The sequence below is a fragment of the Agrobacterium sp. NPDC089420 genome (assembly GCF_044900305.1).
Lineage (GTDB): Bacteria > Pseudomonadota > Alphaproteobacteria > Rhizobiales > Rhizobiaceae > Agrobacterium.
The window spans coordinates 402,657-424,754 of sequence record NZ_JBJDMY010000004.1 but is presented as its reverse complement, the minus strand read 5'-3'; the positions used below and the strand labels follow the sequence as shown (position 1 = coordinate 424,754).

Genomic DNA, 22,098 nt, shown 5'->3' with positions numbered 1-22,098 from the left:
GACATGATGCCGGGAAGACCACGCACAGTTATTCAGGGACAGTCATGCGAACAGACACGGGCCAGATCGTTCACCTGGCAGATTACCGCCCCACCGATTTCGTTCTGGAGCGGGTGGATCTCACCTTCGAACTCGACCCCCGGAATACCAAGGTCGAAGCCCGTCTGATCTTTCACCGGCGCGAAGGCGCCGACAGTCAGGCGCCGCTGGTTCTCGATGGCGACGAGCTGACGCTTTCCAGCCTGCTGCTCGACCAGGTGGAGCTTCCCGCAGGCCAATATGAGGCGACGCCCGACAGCCTGACGATCCGCGACCTTCCCGCGGAAACGCCCTTCGAAATCTGCATCACCAATTACATCAATCCGCAGGTCAATACGCAGCTGATGGGGCTTTACCGCACCAATGGCGTCTATTGCACGCAATGCGAGGCGGAAGGCTTCCGCCGCATCACCTATTTCCCGGACCGGCCGGACGTTCTGGCGCCCTATACGGTGACGATCATCGCGGCGAAGGACGGCAATCCGCTGCTGCTTTCCAACGGCAATTTCCTCGGTGGCGGCAATTACGATGAAGGCCGCCACTTCGCGGCCTGGTTCGATCCGCATCCGAAACCGAGCTATCTCTTCGCGCTGGTCGCAGGCGATCTGGGCGTGGTGGAAGACACGTTCACCACCGTCTCCGGCCGCGAAGTGGCCCTGAAGATTTATGTCGAGCATGGCAAGGAGCCGCGCGCGGCCTATGCCATGGATGCGCTGAAACGTTCGATGAAGTGGGACGAAGAGCGCTTCGGCCGCGAATACGACCTCGATATCTTCATGATCGTCGCCGTCTCGGATTTCAACATGGGGGCGATGGAGAACAAGGGGCTCAACGTCTTCAACGACAAATTCGTGCTGGCCGACCCGGAGACCGCCTCCGATGCGGATTACGCCAATATCGAGCGTATCATCGCGCATGAATATTTCCACAACTGGACCGGCAACCGCATCACCTGCCGCGACTGGTTCCAGCTGTGCCTCAAGGAAGGCCTGACGGTCTATCGCGATCAGGAGTTTTCCGCCGACATGCGCTCGCGCCCGGTCAAGCGCATCGCCGATGTGCGTCACCTGAAATCGGAGCAGTTCCCTGAGGATTCCGGTCCGCTGGCGCATCCGCCGCGCCCCGATACCTATCGCGAAATCAACAACTTCTACACGACGACCGTTTATGAAAAAGGCGCCGAAGTCACCCGCATGATCGCCACCATCCTTGGCGCGGACGACTTCAAGAAGGGCATGGACCTCTATTTCGAACGCCATGACGGCGAAGCGGCGACGGTCGAGGATTTCGTCAGGAGCTTCAGTGACGCCAGCGGCCGCGATCTTTCGCAGTTTTCGCTGTGGTACACCGAAGCCGGCACGCCGCTGGTCTGCGTCTCGTCGGCCTATGATGCCGGCACCGCCACCTTCAAGCTGACGCTGGAACAGACGACTTCACCCACGCCCGGCCAACCGGTCAAACAGCCGCGTCACATCCCCCTGTCGCTGGCGCTGATCCTCGACAACGGCCAGACCGCCGAGCCGCAGGCCGTCGAGGGCGGAGAGTACCGCAACGGCGTATTGCACCTCACCGAGCGCAATCAGACATTCTCCTTCTCCGGCATTTCGTCGCGACCGGTGCTATCGATCAACCGCAGCTTTTCCGCGCCGGTCAACCTGCATTTCGAACAGGGCGCGGCCGATCTGGTGCAGATCGCCCGGCATGAAACCGACATGTTCGCCCGTTTCCAGGCGCTGACCGATCTCTCCCTGCCGGTGCTGATTGCCGCCACCAAGGCGGTGCAGAACGGCGAAGAGATACGCACCGACGCGGATCTCATCGCCACGCTTATCGAAATCGTCGGCGATGACGCGCTCGAACCGGCTTTCCGGGCACAGGCGCTGGCGCTGCCGAGCGAGACGGATATTGCCCGTGAATTCGGCGGCGATAACGATCCGGACGCCATTCACAGGGCGCGTAATGCCACGATCAAGGCCATCGCCACCGCCGGCATCGAGACCTTCAGGCGGCTTGCGGAGGTGGCCGGCAACGGCGAGGCCTATAGCCCGGACGCCGACAGCGCCGGACGCCGTTCGCTGCGCAACGGCGCGCTGACCTTTCTCGCTTTTGCCGAGGAAACGCCGCAACGCGCGGCGAAAGCCTTTGCCGACGCCACCAACATGACCGATCTCGCCCATGCGCTCAGCGTCCTGACCCAGCGTTTCCCCGACAGTGCCGAGACGAAAGAGGCGCTCGCCGCCTTCGAAAAACGTTTTGCCGACAACGCACTGGTGCTCGACAAGTGGTTCTCGCTGCAGGCCGCCATTCCCGGCGAAGGCGCACTGGCGCGGATCAAGGCGCTGATGAAATCGAAACATTTCATCGCCACCAATCCGAACCGGGTGCGCTCGCTGGTGGGTACGCTCGCTTTTGCCAACCCCACCGGCTTCCACCGCGCAGACGGGGCCGCCTATCGCTTCCTGGCCGAGCAGATCATTGCCATCGACAAGCGCAATCCGCAGCTCGCCGCCCGCATTCTCACCTCCATGCGCTCGTGGCGTTCGCTGGAGAAGAGCCGCGCCGAACACGCGAAAGCCGCACTTTCGACAATCGCCGGGGCAAAGGACCTGTCGACGGATGTGAGCGACATCGTGGGACGCATCCTGAAGGGCTGATTTCACTCAGTTTTCCGGCAGTTCAAAACGGACTGCCGCAGTGCTCTGCTCCCCCCTCATTCCTGTGCTTGTCACGGGAATACAGCCTGCCCTGGTCCTTGGGCTGAAAACAATCCTCCCGTCGCGCAGACGCGCGTCGGCTGGCGTCCTGTGACAAGCACAGCAATGAAGAAATGTGGGTCGGACGATACCAGAAGACCCTGCATGCCGTACCGTCCCGAAAAAATACGGAGTCGGTTCAAGGGGTTAAATTTCTTTTAACTTTTGCCTCTGGACACAGCGAATCGCATTTGATTCACTGATCATATTCGAGCGGCGGCGCTTCGAATCATGAGGGACATCTAAAAGGCGGGACAATGACGAACGTGCGGCGGGCGACTGCGGGCGATGAGCGGCCGTATGCCAAATTTTCTGATCTTGCGGCCTGGGGCGAAAGGCTTTCCAGCGACCTGATGGGTCTGATGAATGGCGCCGACCGCCCGATGCCGCAGGTCGAGACCCTGCTGAAACGCCTGATCCCCATTCTCATCCTCGCCTTCCTCGTCGTCGTCGCGGCCTCGCGCATGCTCGGCATCGTCGCGGAATATAGCCGCATGGAAGAGGCCGCCCGCCACTCCACGGCGCTGACAGCGCTGACCGCCAAGGCGGCCCTGCTCAACAACGGCACCGTCTTCGCCGCGCAGGATCGCACCCGCGCCGAAGCAAGCCTCGTGGCGGCGCTGCCCGAAGGCAGCCTTGCCGACGGCACCATGGTGCTGCTGTCGGGCAGCAACGGCCGGATTTTCGCCGGCGCCGGCAAGGAAGCGACGCTGTACATCGGCACGTCCCTGCCCGCTCTGCTCCCCGAAATCGCCATCGTGCAGCGTTTTCCCGGCGCACCCGGCACCATCGAGACCAATATAGACGGCCAGCAGCATTATGCGACGATGATCCCCTTCGGCGACGATGGCGGCATGGTCATCGCGGCGCGCTCGCTGCAGCCGATCCGCTCCTTCTGGCGCAGCGAAATCGCCATGAACGTGACGCTGTTCGCCGGCATCTCCTCGATCCTGCTCGTCGTCCTTTATGCCTATTACATGCAGGTGAAGCGCGCCCGCGACGCCGACGACATCTTCGCCGAATCCAACCTGCGGGTGGAAACGGCGCTGTCGCGCGGCCGCTGCGGGCTGTGGGATTTCGATCTTTCCAGCCGGCGCATGTTCTGGTCCGGTTCGCTTTACGAGATTCTCGGCCTGCCGCCGAAGGCCGCGCCGCTTTCCTTTTCCGACGCGGCCCGGATGATGCATTCCGAAGACGGCAACCTTTATGAACTCGCCCGCGCCGTCGGCTGCGGCAACCTGCGCCAGATCGACCAGATCTTCCGCATGCGCCACGCCAAGGGTCATTACGTCTGGCTACGCGCCCGCGCCCAGGTCATCCGCACCAATAACGGGCCGCGCGTCATCGGCATCGCCATGGACGTCACCGAACAGCACCGCCTCGCCCAGCGTTACGCCGAGGCCGACCAGCGCCTTGCCGACGCCATCGAATCCACCTCGGAAGCCTTCGTGCTGTGGGACAAGAATGACCGTCTGGTGATGTGCAACACCCATTACCAGAAGGCCTACGGCCTGCCGGACAGCGTGCTGGTGGCCGGCACCGAGAAGAGCACGGTGCATGCGGCTGCGGCGCGGCCGGTGGTGGAGCGGCGGGTGGCGGATGCCGACCAGTCCGGGCTGTCGCGCACCACCGAAGTCCAGCTTGCCGACGATCGCTGGCTGCAGATCAACGACCGCCGCACCCGCGATGGCGGCCTCGTCTCCGTCGGCACCGACATCACGCTTTTGAAGCGCCATCAGGAGCGTCTGCGCGATTCCGAACGCCGGCTGATGGCCACCATCGGCGATCTCTCCGCCTCGCAGCACAAGCTGGAACGGCAGAAGACCGAGCTTTCCGACGCCAATGCCAATTACCTTGCCGAAAAAGAGCGCGCCCAGGCCGCCAACAAGGCGAAATCGGAATTCCTTGCCAATATGAGCCATGAGCTGCGCACGCCGCTCAACGCCATTCTCGGCTTTTCCGAAATCCTGCAGAACGAGATGTTCGGGCCGGTCGGCTCGCCGAAATATTCCGAATATGCCCGCGATATCCACGACAGCGGCAAACATCTGCTCAACGTCATCAACGACATTCTCGACATGTCGAAGATCGAGGCGGGCCATATGCGCATCAACCGCGAGACCATCGATCTCGCGCCGTTGATCGAAGAGACCCTGCGGCTGACCGCCATCCAGGCCGAACAGAAGAACATCACCGTACAGCAGAAGGTCTGCGCCGGGCTGACCATGCAGGGCGACCGCCGCGCCATGAAGCAGATCATGCTCAACCTTCTGTCCAACGCCGTGAAGTTCACCGGCGATGGCGGCCGCATCGCGCTGCGCACCCATGTACATCAGGCCGCCATGATCCTCACCATAGCGGATACGGGCATCGGCATCCCCGCCCAGGCGCTCAACAAGATCGGCCAGCCCTTCGAACAGGTGCAGAGCCAATATGCCAAGAGCCAGGGCGGCTCCGGCCTCGGGCTTGCCATTTCCCGCTCGCTGGTCAAGCTGCATGGCGGCACGATGAAGATCCGCTCGTGTGAGGGCCGGGGTACGGTGGTGACGATCATCATTCCGCATGCGGCGGGAGTGTGTGGGACGGTGCATTGAGGGGTGTGGAACTTGTGCGCTGCGTCGAAATAAGCAACGTTGCGCGCGGGATACCCCCCTCTGCCCTATCGGGCATCTCCCCCTCAAGGGGGGAGATCGAGATGCGGCACCCTTCAGCCCATCTCCAACGTTGCAAATGAGCGAGCGTTAGCCTCTAGCTGATCTCCCCCCTTGAGGGGGAGATGCCCGGCAGGGCAGAGGGGGGTGAAGCCGCACCCACCAACATCACCCGCCATTCTTCACCACTGCCACAAACGCCTTCCGCACCGCCTTCGCCAGCCGCTTCACCTCCCCTTCCAGTGTGGGAATATCCGGGCAATCGCCTGCCCGGCACACAAGATCGGTCAAACCGGCCGGCGCTTCCTTCGGATTAAATGCGCCATCGATGCACAGCCGCACGATCTGCGAAATCTCAGTGTAGAGCCCCATCGCCGCCATGCAGTCGTCGAAGGCTTGGCGCTCCATCACCGGCGCGGCCAGCGCCTGCAGCGCCTCGGCCGTGTTGCGCCCCGGCTCATGCACGGCAAGGCCCTTCACCGGCCCGACCAGCGCCAGATACTGGGCGATGAATTCGAGGTCGATCAGGCCGCCATTGATGAGCTTGAAATCCCAGTTGTTTTCCGGCGGTTTTTCCTGCTCGATCAGGCTGCGCATCTCCAGCACATCGGCGGAGACTTTCGCGGCATCGCGCTTCTGGGACAGAATGGAGGCGATGATGCGGCGGGCGTCTTCCATCAGCGAGGCGTCGCCGCAGACGAGGCGGGCGCGCGACAGCGCCATGTGCTCCCAGGTCCAGGCTTCCTCGCGCTGGTATTTCTCGAAGGCGGAGATGCGCGTCGCCACCGGTCCCTTGTTGCCGGAGGGGCGCAGCCGCATATCCACCTCGTAAAGCACGCCTTCCGCCGTCGGGGCCGATAGCGCCGCGATCAGCCGCTGGGTGACGCGGGTGAAATAACGCACGACATCCAGCGGTTTGGCGCCGGTCGATTCATGGGCGGCATCGTCATAATCGTAAAGCAGGATAAGATCGACATCCGAACCGGCGGTCAGCTCGAAGGAGCCGAGCTTGCCCATGCCCATGACGGCCACGCGCCCGCCGGGATAAGGCCCATGCGCCGCCTCCATTTCCGAAAGGACGGCATTCAGCGCCGCCTCGATCACCAGATCGGCAAGATGGGTGAAGGCGCGGGCGGCAATCTCGCCGCGGATCGCGCCGGTCAGCAGCCTGACGCCGATGAGGAACCGCTGTTCGGCGGCGAAGATGCGCAACCGATCGAGAATATCCTCGTAATGGCGGGCATTGGAGAGGAAATTGCCCATGCGGTGGGCGAGATAATCGCGGGTCGGCACATCGGTCATCAGCGCCGGATCCAGCATGCCGTCGAAGACATGCGGGCGGGCGGCGATGATTTCGGCCAGACGCGGGGCCGAAGACATGATCGTCACCAGCAGCGACAGAAGCGCAGGGTTGTTGCCGAGCAGCGAGAAGAGCTGGATGCCCGCCGGCAGGCCGGAGAGGAAATTGTCGAAGCGCAGCAGCGCCTCGTCCGCCCGCTTGCTTTCGCCGAAGGCCCGCAGCAGGTCCGGCGTCAGCTCCGTCAGCCGCTCGCGCGCTTCCACCGATTGCGTCGCCCGGTATCGGCCATTGTGCCAGGTGCGGATGACGCGGGAAATATCCTCCGGCCGTCCGAAACCGAGGCTGGAGAGCGTTTTCAACGTATCCGGATCGTCCTTCTGGCCGGTGAAGACCAGATTGCCGGCCTCGCCTGACAGTTTCACCTCCTGTTCGAACAGCGCCGAATAACGGCGCTCCACCAGCCGCAGCACGCCTTCCAGCTTTTCCGAAAAGGCCTTGGTGTCCTCAAAGCCGAGCATGAAGGCGATGCGCTTCAATTCGGCTTCGGTATCGGGCAACACATGGGTCTGCTCGTCGCGCACCATCTGGATGCGGTGTTCCACCTCGCGCAGAAACCAGTAGGCTTCGGTGAGACTGTCACGCGTGTCGGCGTCGATCCATTGCGCCTCCGTCAGTGCGGCCAGCGCCTCCTCGGTTGCGCGCACCCGAAGCGGCGGCATGCGGCCGCCGGCGATCAGCTGCTGCGTCTGGGCGAAAAACTCGATCTCGCGGATGCCGCCGCGCCCGAGCTTGACATTGTGGCCCTTCACCGCGATTGCGCCATGGCCCTTATGCGCGTGGATCTGCCGCTTGATGGAGTGGATATCGGCAATCGCCGCATAATCGAGATATTTGCGGAAGATGAAGGGGGTCAGCTCGCGCAGGAAGTTTTCGCCCGCCTTGATGTCGCCGGCGACCGGCCGCGCCTTGATATAGGCGGCGCGTTCCCAGTTCTGGCCCCTGCCCTCATAATAGAGCAAAGCGGCCTCCACGGGGATGGCGAGCGGCGTCGAGCCGGGGTCGGGCCGAAGCCGAAGATCGGTGCGGAAGACATAACCATCGGCCGTGCGCTCCTGCATGATGCGCACGAGGCGGCGCATCATGCGGCCGAAATTCTCCGTCGCATCATAAGGATCGTCCATGATGCCGGCGGAAGGTTCGAAGAACACCACGGCATCGATGTCGGAGGAATAGTTGAGTTCGCGCGCGCCAAGCTTGCCCATGCCGAGCACGATCAGGCCGGAGCCTTCGCTCGGCGCTGCGACATTCTTCAGCCTCAGCCTGCCGCTCTCATGGGCGGAAAGCAGCAGGTGATCGATGGCGGCGGAGAGCGACGCATCCGCCATGTCACTCAGCCAGCGCGTCGTATCGCGGGCGGTGAAGATGCGGGCGAGATCGGCGAGCGCCGCAACGAAGGAGAGCCGCCGCTTGGCGATCCTGAGCCGTGCCATCACCTCGTTCTCGGTGGGCACGCCGCCTTCCTCGCCCGGCTTCCAGCAATCGCGCGCCTCACGGACGAGATCGGCCAGCAATGGCTGCAGCGGCTTTGAAATCGACAGCGACAGCAGCCCCTCATCCGCCGCCGCCATGTCGCGCAGATAGGGCGACAGCGTGAAGGCGCTGGCGATAAAATCCTTCAACGGGCTTTCGCCGGCAAACAGCGCGGCCACCGCCGGTTCGTTTCTGCCGATATCCTTGAGCGTCGAAAGAACGGATTTCAGTTCCGTCTGCGTATAGGGGCGGATCACGCCCGGCGGAACCTCGCCCAGCCGACCTGCGGCGCTTTCAGGTTTCGTCACTGTCTCTCTCCCTCTTGCCACTGCCGCACCCGCATCCTTCGCCGGCGGCATTTTCAGGACGGCCGCTCCCCGCAACCGCCCTGTCGCCGCACCCTGTCAAACCCGCGGGCGCATGGACTTTGCGTTGTAACAAATGCCGGGCGCTTTGCGATCAGGAAAACCGCTCTTGCCGATGTTTTACAAAGCCGCCTCCGGATTTTCAAAGCCAGGCGTGTGGGCCGGCGTCACGTAATGTCTCCGCAATTGTGCCCGCGTAGCGTCCTCCTCAACAAAGCCCGGCTCCCGGGTTTTCCCACACTCGATGCTGCAACGGATATGATCATGAGAGAATTTATGACGGTGAAATCGCAAAAGAACCTGCGTGCCCTGGCGCTCTGCCTGATAACGCTGCCCATGGCGCAAGCCGTCTGCACGCCGGTCCTCGCCGCCGATATCGGCAAATCGGACCGGCTGGCCGATCCGCAGGGCAATTTCGACAATGCCCGCTACAGCAGCTCCAGCGACTGGAAGATCACGCTCGGCGTCGGTGCCGCCTATGCCCCGAAATATGAGGGGTCCGACAAGCTGGAGGTCGGCGCCGTTCCGCTGGTATCCGTGCAATATGGCGATACGCTGAGCATCGATTTCAGCGGCGCCACCGTCAATCTCGTGAACCAGAACGGTTTCAGGCTGGGCATCAAAGGCGGCTGGGAAGCCGGGCGCAAGGAAAAGGACGACAGGAAGAACCTGCGCGGGCTGGGCGACATCAAGGCAGGCGGCGTGGTCGGCGGTATCGTCGCCTATGGCATCGAGCCTTTCGAAATCTATGCCAAGGTGGACAAGACCATCGGCGGCAGCGAAGGCCTGACGGCGACCGTCGGCGCCAGCGTTTCGCACAAGGTCGACCAGTTCATTCTCGGTGCGGACCTTTCCGCCACCTGGGCCGACGACAACCACATGAAATCCTATTTCGGCGTCACCCCGGCGCAATCGGCCCGCTCCGGTCTGCGCCGCTATGACGCGAAGGCCGGTTTCAAGCGCATCGACGCCAGCGCCTCGATCTCCTATCTCATGACGGAAAACTGGGTCCTGACGGGTACCGGCGGCGTCGGCTTCCTGCTGGGCGACGCGAAAGACAGCCCGGTGGTGAAGAAGGACATACAGCCATTCGCGATGGTGGGCGTGGCCTATACGTTCTGAGCCGCAAAGCGTAAGCATCCACGGCCGCGGCATGTTCTCCCGAGCCAGGGGAAGGCCGGAACTGCGGATATCAGCGGGGCCAGCGCGCCGTTTGCACGCGATCAGTCAGCACCCGACCCGCCAGGATTGCCGTATGTCTTGTATGTGCGGCTCTCACTGCGGTCAAAGAATCCTGTCCCTGTATTGCGGCGGCGCCACCCAGCATTGCGCGCGCTTTCCGAACCAACGGTAGCGATTGCGTGCGAAACAGCGGTAAACGGGATCGCGCAGAAATGCGGGGATGACGCGCAAGAGAGAAAGCAGCCGCCAAGGCATGCCGAGCGCCTCGTAGATGCTCAAAACAGCGTCGCTATCCTGTCGCACCCTGTCGCCGTCCACCACCAGCAGGCTGACCGGATCTTTCGGATCCATGCCGTGCCGCCGGTAGATTTCCGCCCCGGCCGCACCCTGCATGGATGCCAGCCGGAAATATCCCCGCGTGTCATGCCGCAGCACGAACTGGGCATTGACGGAACACAGCACACATTCGGCGTCGAACAGAATGATGGGGCCATGCGGGTCGCCGGCCGGGGGCGTTGTGCCTGCCATCTGTCACAAGTCCTTTTGCCGATCGCCATGCGACCGACGGCTGGAGTGCAGCAATAATCGCGACAATATTCTTCCGATCTGCTTTTAATTCAATCTCAAAAGACCGTCATGTCTCGGGCGGAAAAGAATTTCCGCGCCAATATCCAAGGTCAGCTCGGTTTTTACCGGGCCGGTCTCATGCACAAGAGGCAGCGTGCGACACCCGGGTCGCCAGGCTGCCGCTTCATGGCTTTGCAAGCGGAAAGACCATCGAGACGGTCAAGCCCGGGCAAGCCGCATTCGAGGCATCGGTATCCGACAGCACCAGCGATCCGCCGTGCAATTCCATCACCGCCTCCACCAGCGACAGGCCGAGGCCGGTGCCCGGCTTGGAACGGCTTTCGTCCAGCCGCACGAAACGTTTCAGCACTTCGCCGCGTTTGTCGGCGGGGATGCCCGGGCCATTATCGGCAACGGAGAGCACGATTGCCTCCGGCTCCTTTACCAGGCGGACGGCGAGTTTTTTGTCACCTTCGCTTTCGCAGGCATATTTCATGGCATTGTCGATGAGGTTCGACAGGGCCTGGCCGATCAGTTCGCGGTTGCCCTGCACCGAAAGGCCGGGCTCTATCTGCGCTTCCAGCGCAAGGCCGGCATCCTCGGCCACCGGTTCGTAAAGCTCGGCGCTGTCGGCGGCAATCGCAGACATGTCCACATCGGTCATTTCAGCAGCGATCGAGCCCGCCTCGACGCGGGAAATCATCAACAGCGCGTTGAAGGTGCGGATAAGCTGGTCGGATTCGGCGATGATGCCCTCGAGCGCCGCGCGCCGTCTGGTCTCGTCATCATCGTCCAGGGCGGCAGCCGCCTTGTTGCGTAACCGCGTCAACGGCGTTTTGAGGTCGTGGGCGATATTGTCGGAGACCTGCCGCAAGCCTTCGTTCAATTTTTCGATGCGGCCGAGCATGGCGTTGAGCGAACCGGACAGCCGGTCGAACTCGTCGCCCGAGCGGCCCTGCGGCAAACGCTGCGAAAGATCGCCGGCCATGATCTTCTTGGTTGCAGCCGACATGCGGTCGATGCGTTTCAGGGCGTTGCGGCCAATACCGAACCAGATGAGCAGCGCGCCGCCGCTCATGATCGCCAGCGCCACCATCAGCGCATTGCGCACCAGCGCGCGGAACTTTGTCGGCTCGCCAAGGTCGCGGCCGATCAGGATGCGCAGGCCATTGTCCAGCAGGAAGACATTGGCGGTGGCGAGATGCTGGACGCTGTCGCCGCTTTCGGAATAACGCTCGTAACGGAAGGGGAATCCCGTCCAGCCTTCCTTGTCGAAGACACCGGGCTGCACGGAGGCGACGTTGCCGGCGAGGATTTCGCCATTCGGCCCGGCAATGACATAAAGGCTCGCCCCCGGCTGGCGGGCGCGGCGCTCCATCATCCTGAGCAACGGATTGATGCCGCCGCGATTATAGATGCGCTGCACATCCGAGACTTCCTGCAACACGGCGTCACGCGTCTGCTGGTTCAGCAGCTTTTCGGAAAGGGCGGTGACGTAAAACACGAGGAAAGCGGCGCAGAGCGCAAACAGCAGGATATAGAGCGCCGAAAGGCGCACCGCCGTCGATCTGAACAATATTCTGAGGCGGGCCATTTTCGCCAATCAGCCCTCGTCCTTCATCATGTAACCGGCGCCGCGAATGGTCTTCAGAAGCGGCTTTTCGAAGTCCTTCTCGATCTTGGAGCGCAGGCGGGAGACATGCACGTCGATGACATTGGTCTGCGGGTCGAAATGATAATCCCAGACATTTTCGAGAAGCATGGTGCGGGTGACGACCTGGCCGGCATTCTTCATCAGATATTCCAGCAGGCGGAATTCGCGCGGCTGCAAAAGGATTTCCTTGCCGCCGCGACGGACATCATGCGACAGGCGGTCGAGTTCGAGATCGCCGACGCGGTAGATCATGTCCTGTTCCGGCTTGCCCTTGCGGCGGCCGAGCACCTCGATGCGGGCGAGCAATTCGGAAAAGGCGTAGGGCTTCGGCAGATAATCGTCGCCGCCGGCGCGCAGGCCCGTCACGCGGTCATCCACCTGCCCCAGCGCGGAGAGGATCAGAACCGGCGTCTCGATGCCGCGGCGGCGCAACTCGCTGATGACGGAAAGCCCGTCGCGGCGCGGCAGCATGCGGTCGATCACCATCACGTCGTAAGCGTTTTCGCAGCCCATGAACAGGCCGCTCTCGCCGTCGCTCGCATGATCGGCGACGATCCCGGCTTCGCGGAACGCCTTGGTCATATAGGCCGCAGCCTCGAGGTCGTCTTCAATGACAAGAATCTTCATGTGCGGGACAATAGCGCCCTCGCCCTTTTCCGCACAACCGGAAAGAGAGGCGACAGACATTTCCTGAACCTTGTTTTCCATGAGGTTTCCTCCGAAGACTTAGGCCTTTGGCGTTTTCCCGCTTCAAGATGGGTGCAAACCCGTGGAGCGAGTGGTCGCCGCCTGTTTCTTCTCCCCGCCGGGGAGAAGGTCGCGGCAGCGGAATGAGGGGCGACGTCAGCGATAGATCGAGGGGGTTGCCCCTCATCCGACCCTTCGGGCCACCTTCTCCCCGTCAGGGAGAAGAAACGGGCCGCGACGCCCCGCCATGCTCAACCGCCCCTTTCGAAAGCGGCAAACGAGGCCGGCTCCCGAAAGAGCCGGCACCGCGTTCTAACTTATCAACCCTGGTCGATATCCAGTGCGATGAAGCGGCTGCCGTCATCCGTCTGGATCTGGAACAGCGCCTTGGAGCGTCCGTCCTTCTTGGCCTGTTCGAGGATCTTCTCGATATCGGCGGCGGAAGCGACCTGCTGGTTGTTGACGGAGGTGATCTTCTCACCGGTCTTCAGGCCACGGGCGGCAGCATCGCTGTCGGGATCGACATCGGTGATGGCAAGGCCATTGCCGTCATCGGCGGGGGTCACCGTCAGGCCGAGGCTGGACAGCACCTTCTCGCTGGAGGACTGGCCGCCCTTGTCGTCGTTCTGGCTCGGCGTTGCCTTGGACGCGTCGTCGCTGGCGAGATCCCCGAGGGTGACCGTGACCGACTGCGACTTGCCGCCGCGCCACAGCGAGATTTCGACCTTGGTGTTGGGCGCCATGCCGCCGATGCGGCGCGACAGGTCGCGGGCGTCCTTGACCGGCTCGCCATTGACGGCGGTGATGATGTCACCCTGCTTGATGCCGGCCTTGTCGCCCGGCGAGCCGGACTGCGGCGAGACGACGAGCGCGCCGCTTGCTTCGGAAAGGCCGAGCGATTCGGCAATATCCTTGCTGACCGGCTGGATCTGCACGCCGAGCCAGCCGCGCTCGACCTTGCCGTCCTTCTGCAGGTCGGCGATCACGTCCTTGGCGACCGATGCCGGAATGGCGAAGGCGATGCCGACATTGCCGCCGGAGGGCGAGAAGATGGCGGTGTTGATGCCGACCACTTCGCCGTTGAGGTTGAAGGCGGGACCACCGGAGTTACCACGGTTCACGGCGGCGTCGATCTGCAGGTAATCGTCATAGGGGCCGGAGCCGATATCACGGCCGCGAGCGGAAACGATGCCCGAGGTGACCGTGCCGCCGAGGCCGAAGGGGTTGCCGACGGCGACGACCCAGTCACCGACGCGGATCTTGCTGTCATCGGCGAATTTCACATAGGTGAACTTGCGGTTCACATCGACCTTCAGCAGCGCCAGATCGGTGCGCGGATCGCGGCCGACAAGCTTGGCGTCGAGTTCGGTGCCGTCATTCATCACGATCGTATAGGCGGACCCGTCATCGACCACGTGGTTGTTGGTGACGACATAACCGTCTTCGGAGATGAAGAAGCCGGAACCCTGGGCGACCGGGCGCAGCGGACCCTTGCCGTCGCGGTGGCGGTTGGGGCCACGCTCGGAACGATCCTGGTTGGGGCCGCCGAATTCCTTGAAGAAGCGCTTCAGCGGATGGTCGTCCGGCAGCTGGTCGAGACCACGGCCGCCAAAATTGAAGGAGAAGTTGCTGGAATCATCGGAAGCGGGCTGCACGTTGGACTGCACGCGGACGGAAACGACGGCGGGCGAAACCGCATCGACCACGTTGGCGAAGCTCGGAACCTGCGGCGCATTCACTTCCACGGGGGCGGCAAAGGAGTGGACGATCGGCGCGGCAATACCGGTGGAAAGCATCAAAGCGGCAAGACCGCCGACGGTCGTGGCCTTCAGAGCCGTCTTCAGCGAGGAACGTCCGTTTTGCGAGTGAGACATGGATACCTTCTTTCTTCATTCAACTGGAGCCCGTGTGACCGGGGGAGAAGCGGTGGATGATGAAGATATAGGAGGCAACACCTTACGGCGAAGTGTCTGACGAATGAAAAATCCGTAATGTTGAAAAAGAACCGGGGACTGAAATGGAAACCGGTTATTTTTCAATGAGATTGCGAATTCGCTGTTCTTCCTCCGCACTCAGTTTCCGCGGCGGCTCCTGGGTTGCGCGGCGGCGCGAAAAGACGAAGACGGCAAAAATTCCGGCAAGGGTGAGACCGATCGGCGCACCCCAGAGAAGCAGGGTGCGAAGGCTGAGGCGCGGTTTGAGCAATACGAACTCGCCGTAGCGCGACACGACATAATCGATGACCGCCTTGTCGCTATCGCCCTCGACCAGCCGCTCGCGCACGAGGACGCGGAGATCGCGCGCGAGCTCGGCATTGCTATCGTCAATGGACTGGTTCTGGCAGACCATGCAGCGGAGCTGGGAAGTGAGGTTGCGGGCGCGCTGTTCCAGCACGGGGTCCTTCAGCACTTCGTCGGGGTTGAAGGCGAGAGCGGGAAGTGCTGCAGCGAAGATGAGGGTGAGAAGAAGAGCGAGCCTTACCACTCTCTCCCTCATTCCTGTTCCCCGGAACAGGAATGAGCGTAACAAGGCCACACTCATTCCGCCGCCTCCGGCATTGCAGCCCGTACAGGTTTCGCCTTGCGGTTCGGCGCCCCCACCCGCAACCGCCTGTCCGAGAGCGAGATGAAACCACCGGCCATCATGAACAACGTGCCGCCCCAGATGCACAGGATGAAGGGTTTCCACCAGATGCGCACCACCATGCCGCCATCGGCCATGGGGTCGCCCAGCGAGACATAGAGCTGGCTAAGGCCGAAGGTCAGGATGCCGGCTTCGGTCGTCGGCATGCGCCGCGCGGTATAAAGCCGCTTGGACGACCAGACATCGGCCACCTCCACACCCGCCCTGCGGACGGTGAAATGACCGCGATCCTCAGTGAAATTCGGGCCGGCGGCATGACGGATACCGTCAAAGGTCAGGCTGTAACCGCCCGCTTCCGCCACCATGCCCTCTTTCATTTCCAGAACCGTCTCGGTCTCGAACGTGGTGACGATGACGATGCCGAGCACGGTGATGCCGAGCCCCATATGCGCCAGCGCGGTGCCGAAGGCCGAGCGCGGCAGGCCTTTCAGACGGCGGAATGCGATGCCGAAGGCCAGCTTGCCGAAATTGGCGCGATACCAGAGATCGGCCAGCGCGCCGAAGACCAGCCAGAAACCGGCGGCAAGGCCGAGTGCGGCCAGCACCGGACCGCCGTTTTCAACATACCAGAGCGTCAGCCCGGCAAGCGCCGCCAGCGCCGCCGCCACATAAAGCCGCTGGAATGCGCCCAGAAGATCGCCGCGCTTCCACGCCAGCATCGGCCCGAACGGCGTGACGATCAGGATCGGGATCATCAGAAGGCCGAAAGTGAGATTGAAGAACGGCGCGCCGACCGAGATTTTCTCTCCCGTCAGGGTTTCGAGGATCAGCGGATAGAGCGTGCCGATCAGCACCGTGGCGGTCGAGACCGTCAGGATCAGATTGTTGAGGACCAATGCGCCCTCACGCGAGATCGGCGCGAACAGGCCGCCGGCCTTCAGCGACGGGGCGCGCCATGCAAAGAGCGCGAAGGCGCCGCCGATGAACACGGTCAGAATGCCGAGAATGAAGATGCCGCGGCTCGGATCCGTGGCAAAGGCATGTACCGAGGTCAAGACGCCGGAGCGGACGAGGAAGGTGCCGAGCAGCGACAGCGAAAAGGTCATGATCGCCAGCAGCACGGTCCAGATTTTCAGCGCCTCGCGCTTTTCCATGACAAGCGCCGAATGCAGCAGTGCCGTGCCGGCAAGCCACGGCATGAAGGACGCATTTTCCACCGGGTCCCAGAACCACCAGCCGCCCCAGCCGAGTTCATAATAGGCCCAATAAGACCCCATGGAGATGCCGGCGGTCAAGAAGGTCCAGGCGGCGAGTGTCCACGGCCTTACCCAGCGCGCCCAGGCGGCATCGATGCGGCCTTCCAGAAGCGCCGCAACCGCGAAGGAAAAGCACACGGAAAAGCCGACATAACCGAGGTATAGCAGCGGCGGATGGATGGCGAGGCCCAAATCCTGAAGGATGGGGTTGAGATCCTGCCCCTCGGCCGGCACCCGCTCCAGACGCAGGAAGGGATTGGAGGTGAGCAGGATGAACAGCAGGAAGGCGACGGAAATCCAGGCCTGTACGGCCAGCACATTGGCTTTGAGCGTTTCCGGCAGGTTGCGGCCGAAGGCGGCGACGAGCGCGCTGAAAAATACGAGAATAAGCAGCCACAACAGCATGGAGCCTTCGTGGTTGCCCCATACGCCGGTCAGCTTGTAGATCATCGGCATCAGCGAATGGGAGTTTTCCCAGACGTTGCGAACGGAGAAATCCGAGACGGCATAGGCCCGCGTCAACGCCGCGAAGGAAAGACCCACCAGCAGGAACATCAGGACCGAACCGACAGAGGCTACATCCATCAGCGCCCGGTCGTTGCGGCGCACGCCGATCACCGGCAAAGTCGAGACGATCAGCCCGACGCCGAGCGCCAAAATCAGGACATAGTGGCCGATCTCGTTGATCATCTGGTCACTCCGGTCCTGTCGACGGCTGCGCCACCCGTGGGCGAGATTGCGCCGGAAGGGTCGTCACCCGCGGTCTGCTGCCAGAGGCCCTTGTCCTTCAGCCGATCGGCCACTTCCTTCGGCATGTAATTCTCGTCATGCTTGGCGAGTACGCTGTCGGCCAGGAAGCCGCGGGTGGCGGCATCGAACACGCCTTCGGTCACGACGCCCTGCCCTTCACGAAAGAGATCGGGCAGGATACCGGTGTAGCTGACGGGCACATTGGCCTCGCCATCCGTCACGGTAAAGCTCACCGTTCGGCCCTCGCCGCGCTTGACCGACCCTTCCGCCACCAGACCGCCGAGACGGATGCGGGTGCCGGGGTCGACCGGCGTCTTCTCCAGATCGGCAGGCATATAGAAATAGGCGATGGACTGGCCGAAGGCGAACATGACGAGCAGCACGGCTGCAAGGATAAAGCTCATGCCGCCGCCGATGATCGCCAGGCGTTTCTGTTTGCGGGTCATTGCGTCACTCCCTGCGGCGCGGCATCCTGTTGCCCGGTGGTGCGGATCGGTCCGGCGGAAATGCCGAGTTCCTTCGCCAGCGCCAGAAGCTGTTTGCCCTGCTCACCCTCCGGCGGAAAAGCCTGCAAGCCGGCCCTCAAGGCCTCACCGGCCCTGGCTTGGTTGTTCAGCACGGAATAAGCGCGCACAAGACGCATCCACCCTTCAAAATCGGCCGGGTTCTCCTTCAGCCTGGCGTCGAGGCTCGCCACCATGCCCTCGATCATCGCCTGCCGGTCGCCGGCCGTCATGTCGTTTGCCGCAGCCACATCCTGCGCGGTCGGGCCGGGTGCGGCCGCATCGCCGGTCCGGGCGATATGATCGCGCACCAGCGGCAGCCAGGGTGCGCCGGCCGGCGCGTCGGCCGCCAGCGCCGCAAAGGCCGCGCGCGCTTCTTCCGCCCTGCCCGCCTGTTCCAACGACAGCGCCAGATAGAAGCGGGCGCGCGGATTGCCGGGTTTCAGCCGTTCAGCATCGGCAAATGCGTCACGCGCCGCCTCGATGACAATGCCGTCATTGCCGGCCACCAGCGTTTCGCCAAGTCCCGTCAGCCGTTCGGCGCTTGGCCCCAGAATACGAAGCGCATTGCGATAGGCAAGCTCGGCATCGCCAAGCCGCAGCGTCTTGAAATAGATCGGCGCGAGAATGTCCCAGCCGGCGCCGTCCTGCGGGTTCTGCGCCAGATGCCGTTCGGCGCGGGCGACCAGCAGGTTCATGTCATTGCCGGGGTTTTCAAGACGCGCCTCGAGCGGCATGTCCGGCGCTTCCGGACTGCCGTTCCAGATGTAAAGACAGAGCCCGAGCGCCGGCAGCAGAAAGGTGATGAGGCCGGCGGCGATATTGTGCCGGGACGGCCGGGACAGCCCGCCCGGCTGCGCTTGCGTCTCGGCGGCGGCCAGCAGGCGGCGACCGATTTCGGCGCGGGCATAGTCCGCTTCGGTTGCGCCGATCAGGCCGGCGGCGCGCTCGCGGTCCAGTTCGGCAAGCTGGTCGCGATAAACGGCGACTTCACCGTCGCGGCGCGGCACAGACACCTCGGCCTTCCGCATCAGCGGATACATCAGGACGATGGCGACAGCCGCCGTCAATATCGCAACGACAATCCAGAACATAAGGCTCAATTACTCGAATGCGCGGCACATGGAAACATGAAGCGCGGGGATGACGCGAATTTGAGACATCACGCCGCACCGCAGACCCTGTTTAGCGTTCCGCCATGCCTCTTCCTGTCACTGCGAAAGGCCCGTGACCTTGATTTACGTCAAAGCGGTTACGTCAGGGGTGACCAGCTGCCATCGGCATTGCGGCAGGCCGCGCCGCGCACCTTGATGTCACGCCCGTCCACGGTGAGGCTGTGGGAATATTGCCGGCAATTCTGGTTGCCGACCTGATAGGGCGCATTGGCGACCACCTGGCCCTTGGCGTCATCGCCGGTCCAGGACACGGGCGTGCCAACCGGGGCCGTTTCCAGCGCCTTGTATTCCGCCTCCAGCGCCTTGGTCTGGTCGCCCCTGTCGAGCTGCACGCCGCTTCGCGCGACGATGCCGCCCTCTAGATTGGCGAGAAAAGGCGTCGAGGGCTGCGCCGAGCGGCCGAACAGGCCGCCGCCCGACGGGCGGGTGCCCGTGGTGGTGCAGGCGCTCAGCATCGAAACGCACAGGATCGAGAGAAGTGCCGGGCGTGACACCAGCGAACGCATCGTCACGGAGCGACAGCCATCATACACGTCAACCAAACCCTGTCCTCTTCCTACCGCATTGCACCAATATGCCGACGTTGAATTTCTTGCCTTTTTTCTCGGCTCACGCAAGCTCTTTCGAAAGGCCCGGCAAAATCAGATCAGCCTTCAGCCCGCCGATGGCGCTGCGCGACAGCGAAAAGCGGCCATGGTATTCTGACACCACCTCGGATACGATCGACAGGCCGAGGCCGGTGCCCGGGCGGCTCTCGTCAAGCCGCCGGCCGCGCTTCATCGCCTCGCTGATCTGTTCCGGCTCCAGCCCCGGACCGTCATCCTCCACCGTCAGTTCCACCCAGGATCGGCGCGCGATTTCGGCATCGGAGGACGGATGGGTGCCGGCGGCAAGCGTGACGACCACCCTTGTCTGGGCAAAACGCGCAGCATTTTCGAGAAGGTTGCCGACGACCTCCTCCAGATCCTGCTGTTCCATGCCAAGTACGGCGCCGGCCTCGTCGAAATTCAGCACGAACTGTTTTTCGGGGTTCAGGCGGCGCATCACACGCACCAGCCGTTCCAGCGCCGGTTCCGCCTCCACGCGCGCAAGGATCGAGCCGCGCTGGGCGGCGATGCGGGCACGGGAGAGATAGGATTGCACCTGCGCCTGCATGGCGTCGGCCTGCGCCCGCACCAGATCGCCATGCTGCGGGTCCAGCGTGCGGGCCTCGTTCAAAAGAACGGCGATCGGCGTTTTGAGCGAATGCGCAAGATTGCCGACCTGCATGCGGGCGCGCTCCACCAATCGCCTGTTGCTGTCGATCAGCGCATTGACCTCGTTGGCCAGCGGCTGGATCTCGCGTGGGAACTCGCCTTCGAGGCTTTCCGCCTCGCCGCCCCTGATCTTGCCGAGTGCGACGCGGGCCTGATCGAGCGGCCTCAGGCTGTAGAGAATGGCCAGGCCGTTGACGACGAGACTGCCGACACCGAAGACGGCCAGCGCCAGATAGAGGCTGTTGGAAAAATCGCGTACATCGTCTTCCACGACATTCAGATTGCCGGATACACGGAACCGCGCCGCGCGGCCCTCACCGTCCAGCACCACTTCCGTTTCCGCCACGCGCACCTGGTTGCCGGCCTCGTCGGTGACGGCATAAAAGCGCTCGTATCTGTTGTCGAAGGGCGCGTCGAGAATGCTCGGCACCGGCAGGGTGGAAACGCCGAGCGAGGAGGAAACCAGCGGCGCGGTCTGGAAATTGCCGAGCGGCTCGACCACCCAGTACCAGCCGGTATCGGGCTGCGAAAAGCGCAGATCGCCGAGCTGCGGGCTGCCGGCCAGCGTATTCTCGTTGGAAATCGTCACGGAATTGATGACGTTATAAAGCTGCGCCCTGAGAAGATCGGTGAAGCTGCGCTCCACGCCCTGCCGGTAAAGCGTCGAGATGACGACGGCGATCACCACCAGCGCCAGCACCGACCAGAGCGAGGCGAGCAGCAGAACGCGGGCGGTGAGGGAATTACTTCGCATCTGCCGGCGCTTGCATCCGGTAACCGAGACCACGGATCGTCTCGATCAGGTCCACACCCAGCTTCTTGCGCAAACGTCCGACAAACACCTCGATCGTGTTGGAATCGCGGTCGAAATCCTGATCGTACATATGTTCGACCAGCTCCGTGCGCGAGACGACCTCGCCCATGTGGTGCATGAGATAGGACAAGAGCCGGAACTCGTGCGAGGTGAGTTTCAGCGTCGTGCCGTTGACGGTCGCCTTGGAAGATTTGGTGTCGAGCCGGACCGGGCCGCAGACCAGTTCGGAGGACGCGTGGCCGGCGGCGCGGCGGATGAGCGCGCGCACGCGGGCAAGCACTTCTTCGACATGGAAAGGCTTGGTCACGTAATCGTCGGCGCCGGCGTCGATGCCCGCCACCTTGTCGCTCCAGCGGTCGCGGGCGGTGAGGATCAGCACCGGCATGGCCTTGCCGGCCGCACGCCATTTTTCGACGACGGTGATGCCGTCAAGCTGCGGCAGGCCGATATCGAGGACGATCGCATCATAGGGTTCGGTATCGCCGAGATAATGCCCTTCCTCGCCGTCAAACGCCTGATCGACAACATAACCGGCCTCTTTCAGCGCATCGGTCAGCTGACGATTGAGATTGGCATCGTCCTCAACAACGAGAATACGCATTGTCCGCCCTTTCCTGTGTCCCGGCCAGCGCGCGGCCGGTCATGCTAAGTGTCTCGGATTGTTTTCCGATATTTCGTCGATGCGGGCAAGCTACATCGGCACGCGCATCGTTACCTTGCGCGGGCGCTCGCCATTGCCCTGGACGAGAACGGTGACGACACAGGACTGACCGTCGCCGGAAGGATAGACCGAAAGAAGCTGGCCACCGGTTTCGCGCACGACGCGGGCGACCGCTGCGCCGCAATCGCTGGCAGCGAGGATGTAGCGGCCCTGCAAATCAGCCTCGGGCGCCGTGAAACCGGAAAGTCCGGCTGCAAGCGTCGCGATGATGAGAGGTGATGCCATTCTACAAACTTCCACAAAAAACCGGGTGCGTCTCGAACCGTATTGTGACCGAATATGTAGCGCAAAGCGTCTGAATGGCAAATGAAT

At 62.8% G+C, this 22,098-nt stretch carries 16 protein-coding genes; 3 read left to right on the top strand and 13 right to left on the bottom strand.

Features of this window, described 5'->3' with window-relative positions; all coding sequences use genetic code 11:
- Window positions 1–44 precede the first annotated feature (44 nt).
- Together pepN and ACI2KA_RS08865 are read left to right on the top strand one after the other, a co-directional pair.
- Entirely contained in the window at window positions 45–2,693 is a 2,649-nt protein-coding gene (gene pepN / locus ACI2KA_RS08870; RefSeq protein ID WP_404501157.1) for an aminopeptidase N, read from the top strand.
- Between the two features lie 356 nt (window positions 2,694–3,049).
- Window positions 3,050–5,386, top strand: a complete 2,337-nt coding sequence (locus ACI2KA_RS08865) for a PAS domain-containing sensor histidine kinase (protein ID WP_404501155.1) — start codon at window positions 3,050–3,052, stop codon at window positions 5,384–5,386.
- Window positions 5,387–5,611: 225 nt separating this feature from the next.
- On the opposite strand, the gene ACI2KA_RS08860 is transcribed toward ACI2KA_RS08865, so the two are convergent.
- A complete protein-coding gene (locus ACI2KA_RS08860; protein ID WP_404501153.1) occupies window positions 5,612–8,581 on the bottom strand; it encodes a bifunctional [glutamine synthetase] adenylyltransferase/[glutamine synthetase]-adenylyl-L-tyrosine phosphorylase in 2,970 nt (989 codons plus the stop codon).
- Between the two features lie 321 nt (window positions 8,582–8,902).
- Between ACI2KA_RS08860 and ACI2KA_RS08855 the strand changes: the two genes are divergently transcribed.
- Window positions 8,903–9,760, top strand: coding sequence for a MipA/OmpV family protein (locus tag ACI2KA_RS08855; RefSeq protein WP_404501151.1), 858 nt, complete (start codon window positions 8,903–8,905; stop codon window positions 9,758–9,760).
- Between the two features lie 162 nt (window positions 9,761–9,922).
- On the opposite strand, the gene ACI2KA_RS08850 is transcribed toward ACI2KA_RS08855, so the two are convergent.
- From ACI2KA_RS08850 to ACI2KA_RS08795, 12 genes are all read right to left on the bottom strand, one after another.
- Window positions 9,923–10,348: a thiol-disulfide oxidoreductase DCC family protein gene (locus tag ACI2KA_RS08850; protein ID WP_404501149.1), complete on the bottom strand. Its 426-nt coding sequence runs from the start codon at window positions 10,346–10,348 to the stop codon at window positions 9,923–9,925.
- 223 nt (window positions 10,349–10,571) lie between these two features.
- Complete coding sequence (locus ACI2KA_RS08845) at window positions 10,572–11,981, bottom strand: sensor histidine kinase (RefSeq protein ID WP_404501223.1); 1,410 nt, start codon at window positions 11,979–11,981, stop codon at window positions 10,572–10,574.
- A gap of 9 nt (window positions 11,982–11,990) precedes the next feature.
- Window positions 11,991–12,749 carry a response regulator transcription factor gene (locus ACI2KA_RS08840; RefSeq protein WP_404501147.1) on the bottom strand — a complete coding sequence of 253 codons (759 nt, stop codon included), beginning with the start codon at window positions 12,747–12,749 and terminating at the stop codon, window positions 11,991–11,993.
- 299 nt (window positions 12,750–13,048) lie between these two features.
- Window positions 13,049–14,602, bottom strand: coding sequence for a Do family serine endopeptidase (locus ACI2KA_RS08835; protein ID WP_404501145.1), 1,554 nt, complete (start codon window positions 14,600–14,602; stop codon window positions 13,049–13,051).
- 154 nt (window positions 14,603–14,756) lie between these two features.
- Window positions 14,757–15,224: a cytochrome c-type biogenesis protein CcmH gene (locus ACI2KA_RS08830; protein WP_404501143.1), complete on the bottom strand. Its 468-nt coding sequence runs from the start codon at window positions 15,222–15,224 to the stop codon at window positions 14,757–14,759.
- A gap of 41 nt (window positions 15,225–15,265) precedes the next feature.
- Entirely contained in the window at window positions 15,266–17,257 is a 1,992-nt protein-coding gene (locus ACI2KA_RS08825) for a heme lyase CcmF/NrfE family subunit (protein ID WP_404501141.1), read from the bottom strand.
- Window positions 17,254–17,763: a cytochrome c maturation protein CcmE gene (ccmE, locus tag ACI2KA_RS08820; protein ID WP_404501139.1), complete on the bottom strand. Its 510-nt coding sequence runs from the start codon at window positions 17,761–17,763 to the stop codon at window positions 17,254–17,256. Before ccmE ends, ACI2KA_RS08825 begins: the two co-directional genes overlap by 4 nt.
- Window positions 17,760–18,914: a c-type cytochrome biogenesis protein CcmI gene (gene ccmI / locus ACI2KA_RS08815; protein ID WP_404501137.1), complete on the bottom strand. Its 1,155-nt coding sequence runs from the start codon at window positions 18,912–18,914 to the stop codon at window positions 17,760–17,762. The genes ccmE and ccmI overlap by 4 nt, the downstream gene beginning before the upstream one ends.
- A 158-nt stretch (window positions 18,915–19,072) precedes the next feature.
- Complete coding sequence (locus ACI2KA_RS08810) at window positions 19,073–19,501, bottom strand: hypothetical protein (protein ID WP_404501221.1); 429 nt, start codon at window positions 19,499–19,501, stop codon at window positions 19,073–19,075.
- Between the two features lie 103 nt (window positions 19,502–19,604).
- On the bottom strand, window positions 19,605–21,005 hold the full coding sequence (locus ACI2KA_RS08805; RefSeq protein ID WP_404501135.1) for an ATP-binding protein: 1,401 nt from the start codon (window positions 21,003–21,005) through the stop codon (window positions 19,605–19,607).
- The gene (locus ACI2KA_RS08800; protein WP_003509815.1) at window positions 20,995–21,666 is read right to left on the bottom strand and encodes a response regulator transcription factor; all 672 of its coding nucleotides are present in this window, start codon (window positions 21,664–21,666) and stop codon (window positions 20,995–20,997) included. The genes ACI2KA_RS08805 and ACI2KA_RS08800 overlap by 11 nt, the downstream gene beginning before the upstream one ends.
- Before the next feature lie 90 nt (window positions 21,667–21,756).
- Window positions 21,757–22,011 (bottom strand): hypothetical protein, encoded by a 255-nt coding sequence (locus ACI2KA_RS08795; RefSeq protein ID WP_404501133.1) that lies wholly within the window; start codon window positions 22,009–22,011, stop codon window positions 21,757–21,759.
- Window positions 22,012–22,098 lie beyond the last annotated feature (87 nt).

What these genes read in the sequence shown, in the direction of transcription:
- ACI2KA_RS08830 (WP_404501143.1), bottom strand. Translation starts at nt 15,224, where the DNA reads ATGAGGGAGAGAGTGGTAAGGCTCGCTCTTCTTCTCACCCTCATCTTC.
- ACI2KA_RS08840 (WP_404501147.1), bottom strand. Translation starts at nt 12,749, where the DNA reads ATGGAAAACAAGGTTCAGGAAATGTCTGTCGCCTCTCTTTCCGGTTGT.
- ACI2KA_RS08865 (WP_404501155.1), top strand. Translation starts at nt 3,050, where the DNA reads ATGACGAACGTGCGGCGGGCGACTGCGGGCGATGAGCGGCCGTATGCC.
- ACI2KA_RS08835 (WP_404501145.1), bottom strand. Translation starts at nt 14,602, where the DNA reads ATGTCTCACTCGCAAAACGGACGTTCCTCGCTGAAGACGGCTCTGAAG.
- ACI2KA_RS08795 (WP_404501133.1), bottom strand. Translation starts at nt 22,011, where the DNA reads ATGGCATCACCTCTCATCATCGCGACGCTTGCAGCCGGACTTTCCGGT.
- ACI2KA_RS08810 (WP_404501221.1), bottom strand. Translation starts at nt 19,501, where the DNA reads ATGCGTTCGCTGGTGTCACGCCCGGCACTTCTCTCGATCCTGTGCGTT.
- ACI2KA_RS08855 (WP_404501151.1), top strand. Translation starts at nt 8,903, where the DNA reads ATGAGAGAATTTATGACGGTGAAATCGCAAAAGAACCTGCGTGCCCTG.
- ccmI (WP_404501137.1), bottom strand. Translation starts at nt 18,914, where the DNA reads ATGTTCTGGATTGTCGTTGCGATATTGACGGCGGCTGTCGCCATCGTC.
- ACI2KA_RS08845 (WP_404501223.1), bottom strand. Translation starts at nt 11,981, where the DNA reads ATGGCCCGCCTCAGAATATTGTTCAGATCGACGGCGGTGCGCCTTTCG.
- ACI2KA_RS08805 (WP_404501135.1), bottom strand. Translation starts at nt 21,005, where the DNA reads ATGCGAAGTAATTCCCTCACCGCCCGCGTTCTGCTGCTCGCCTCGCTC.
- ccmE (WP_404501139.1), bottom strand. Translation starts at nt 17,763, where the DNA reads ATGACCCGCAAACAGAAACGCCTGGCGATCATCGGCGGCGGCATGAGC.
- ACI2KA_RS08850 (WP_404501149.1), bottom strand. Translation starts at nt 10,348, where the DNA reads ATGGCAGGCACAACGCCCCCGGCCGGCGACCCGCATGGCCCCATCATT.
- pepN (WP_404501157.1), top strand. Translation starts at nt 45, where the DNA reads ATGCGAACAGACACGGGCCAGATCGTTCACCTGGCAGATTACCGCCCC.
- ACI2KA_RS08825 (WP_404501141.1), bottom strand. Translation starts at nt 17,257, where the DNA reads ATGATCAACGAGATCGGCCACTATGTCCTGATTTTGGCGCTCGGCGTC.
- ACI2KA_RS08800 (WP_003509815.1), bottom strand. Translation starts at nt 21,666, where the DNA reads ATGCGTATTCTCGTTGTTGAGGACGATGCCAATCTCAATCGTCAGCTG.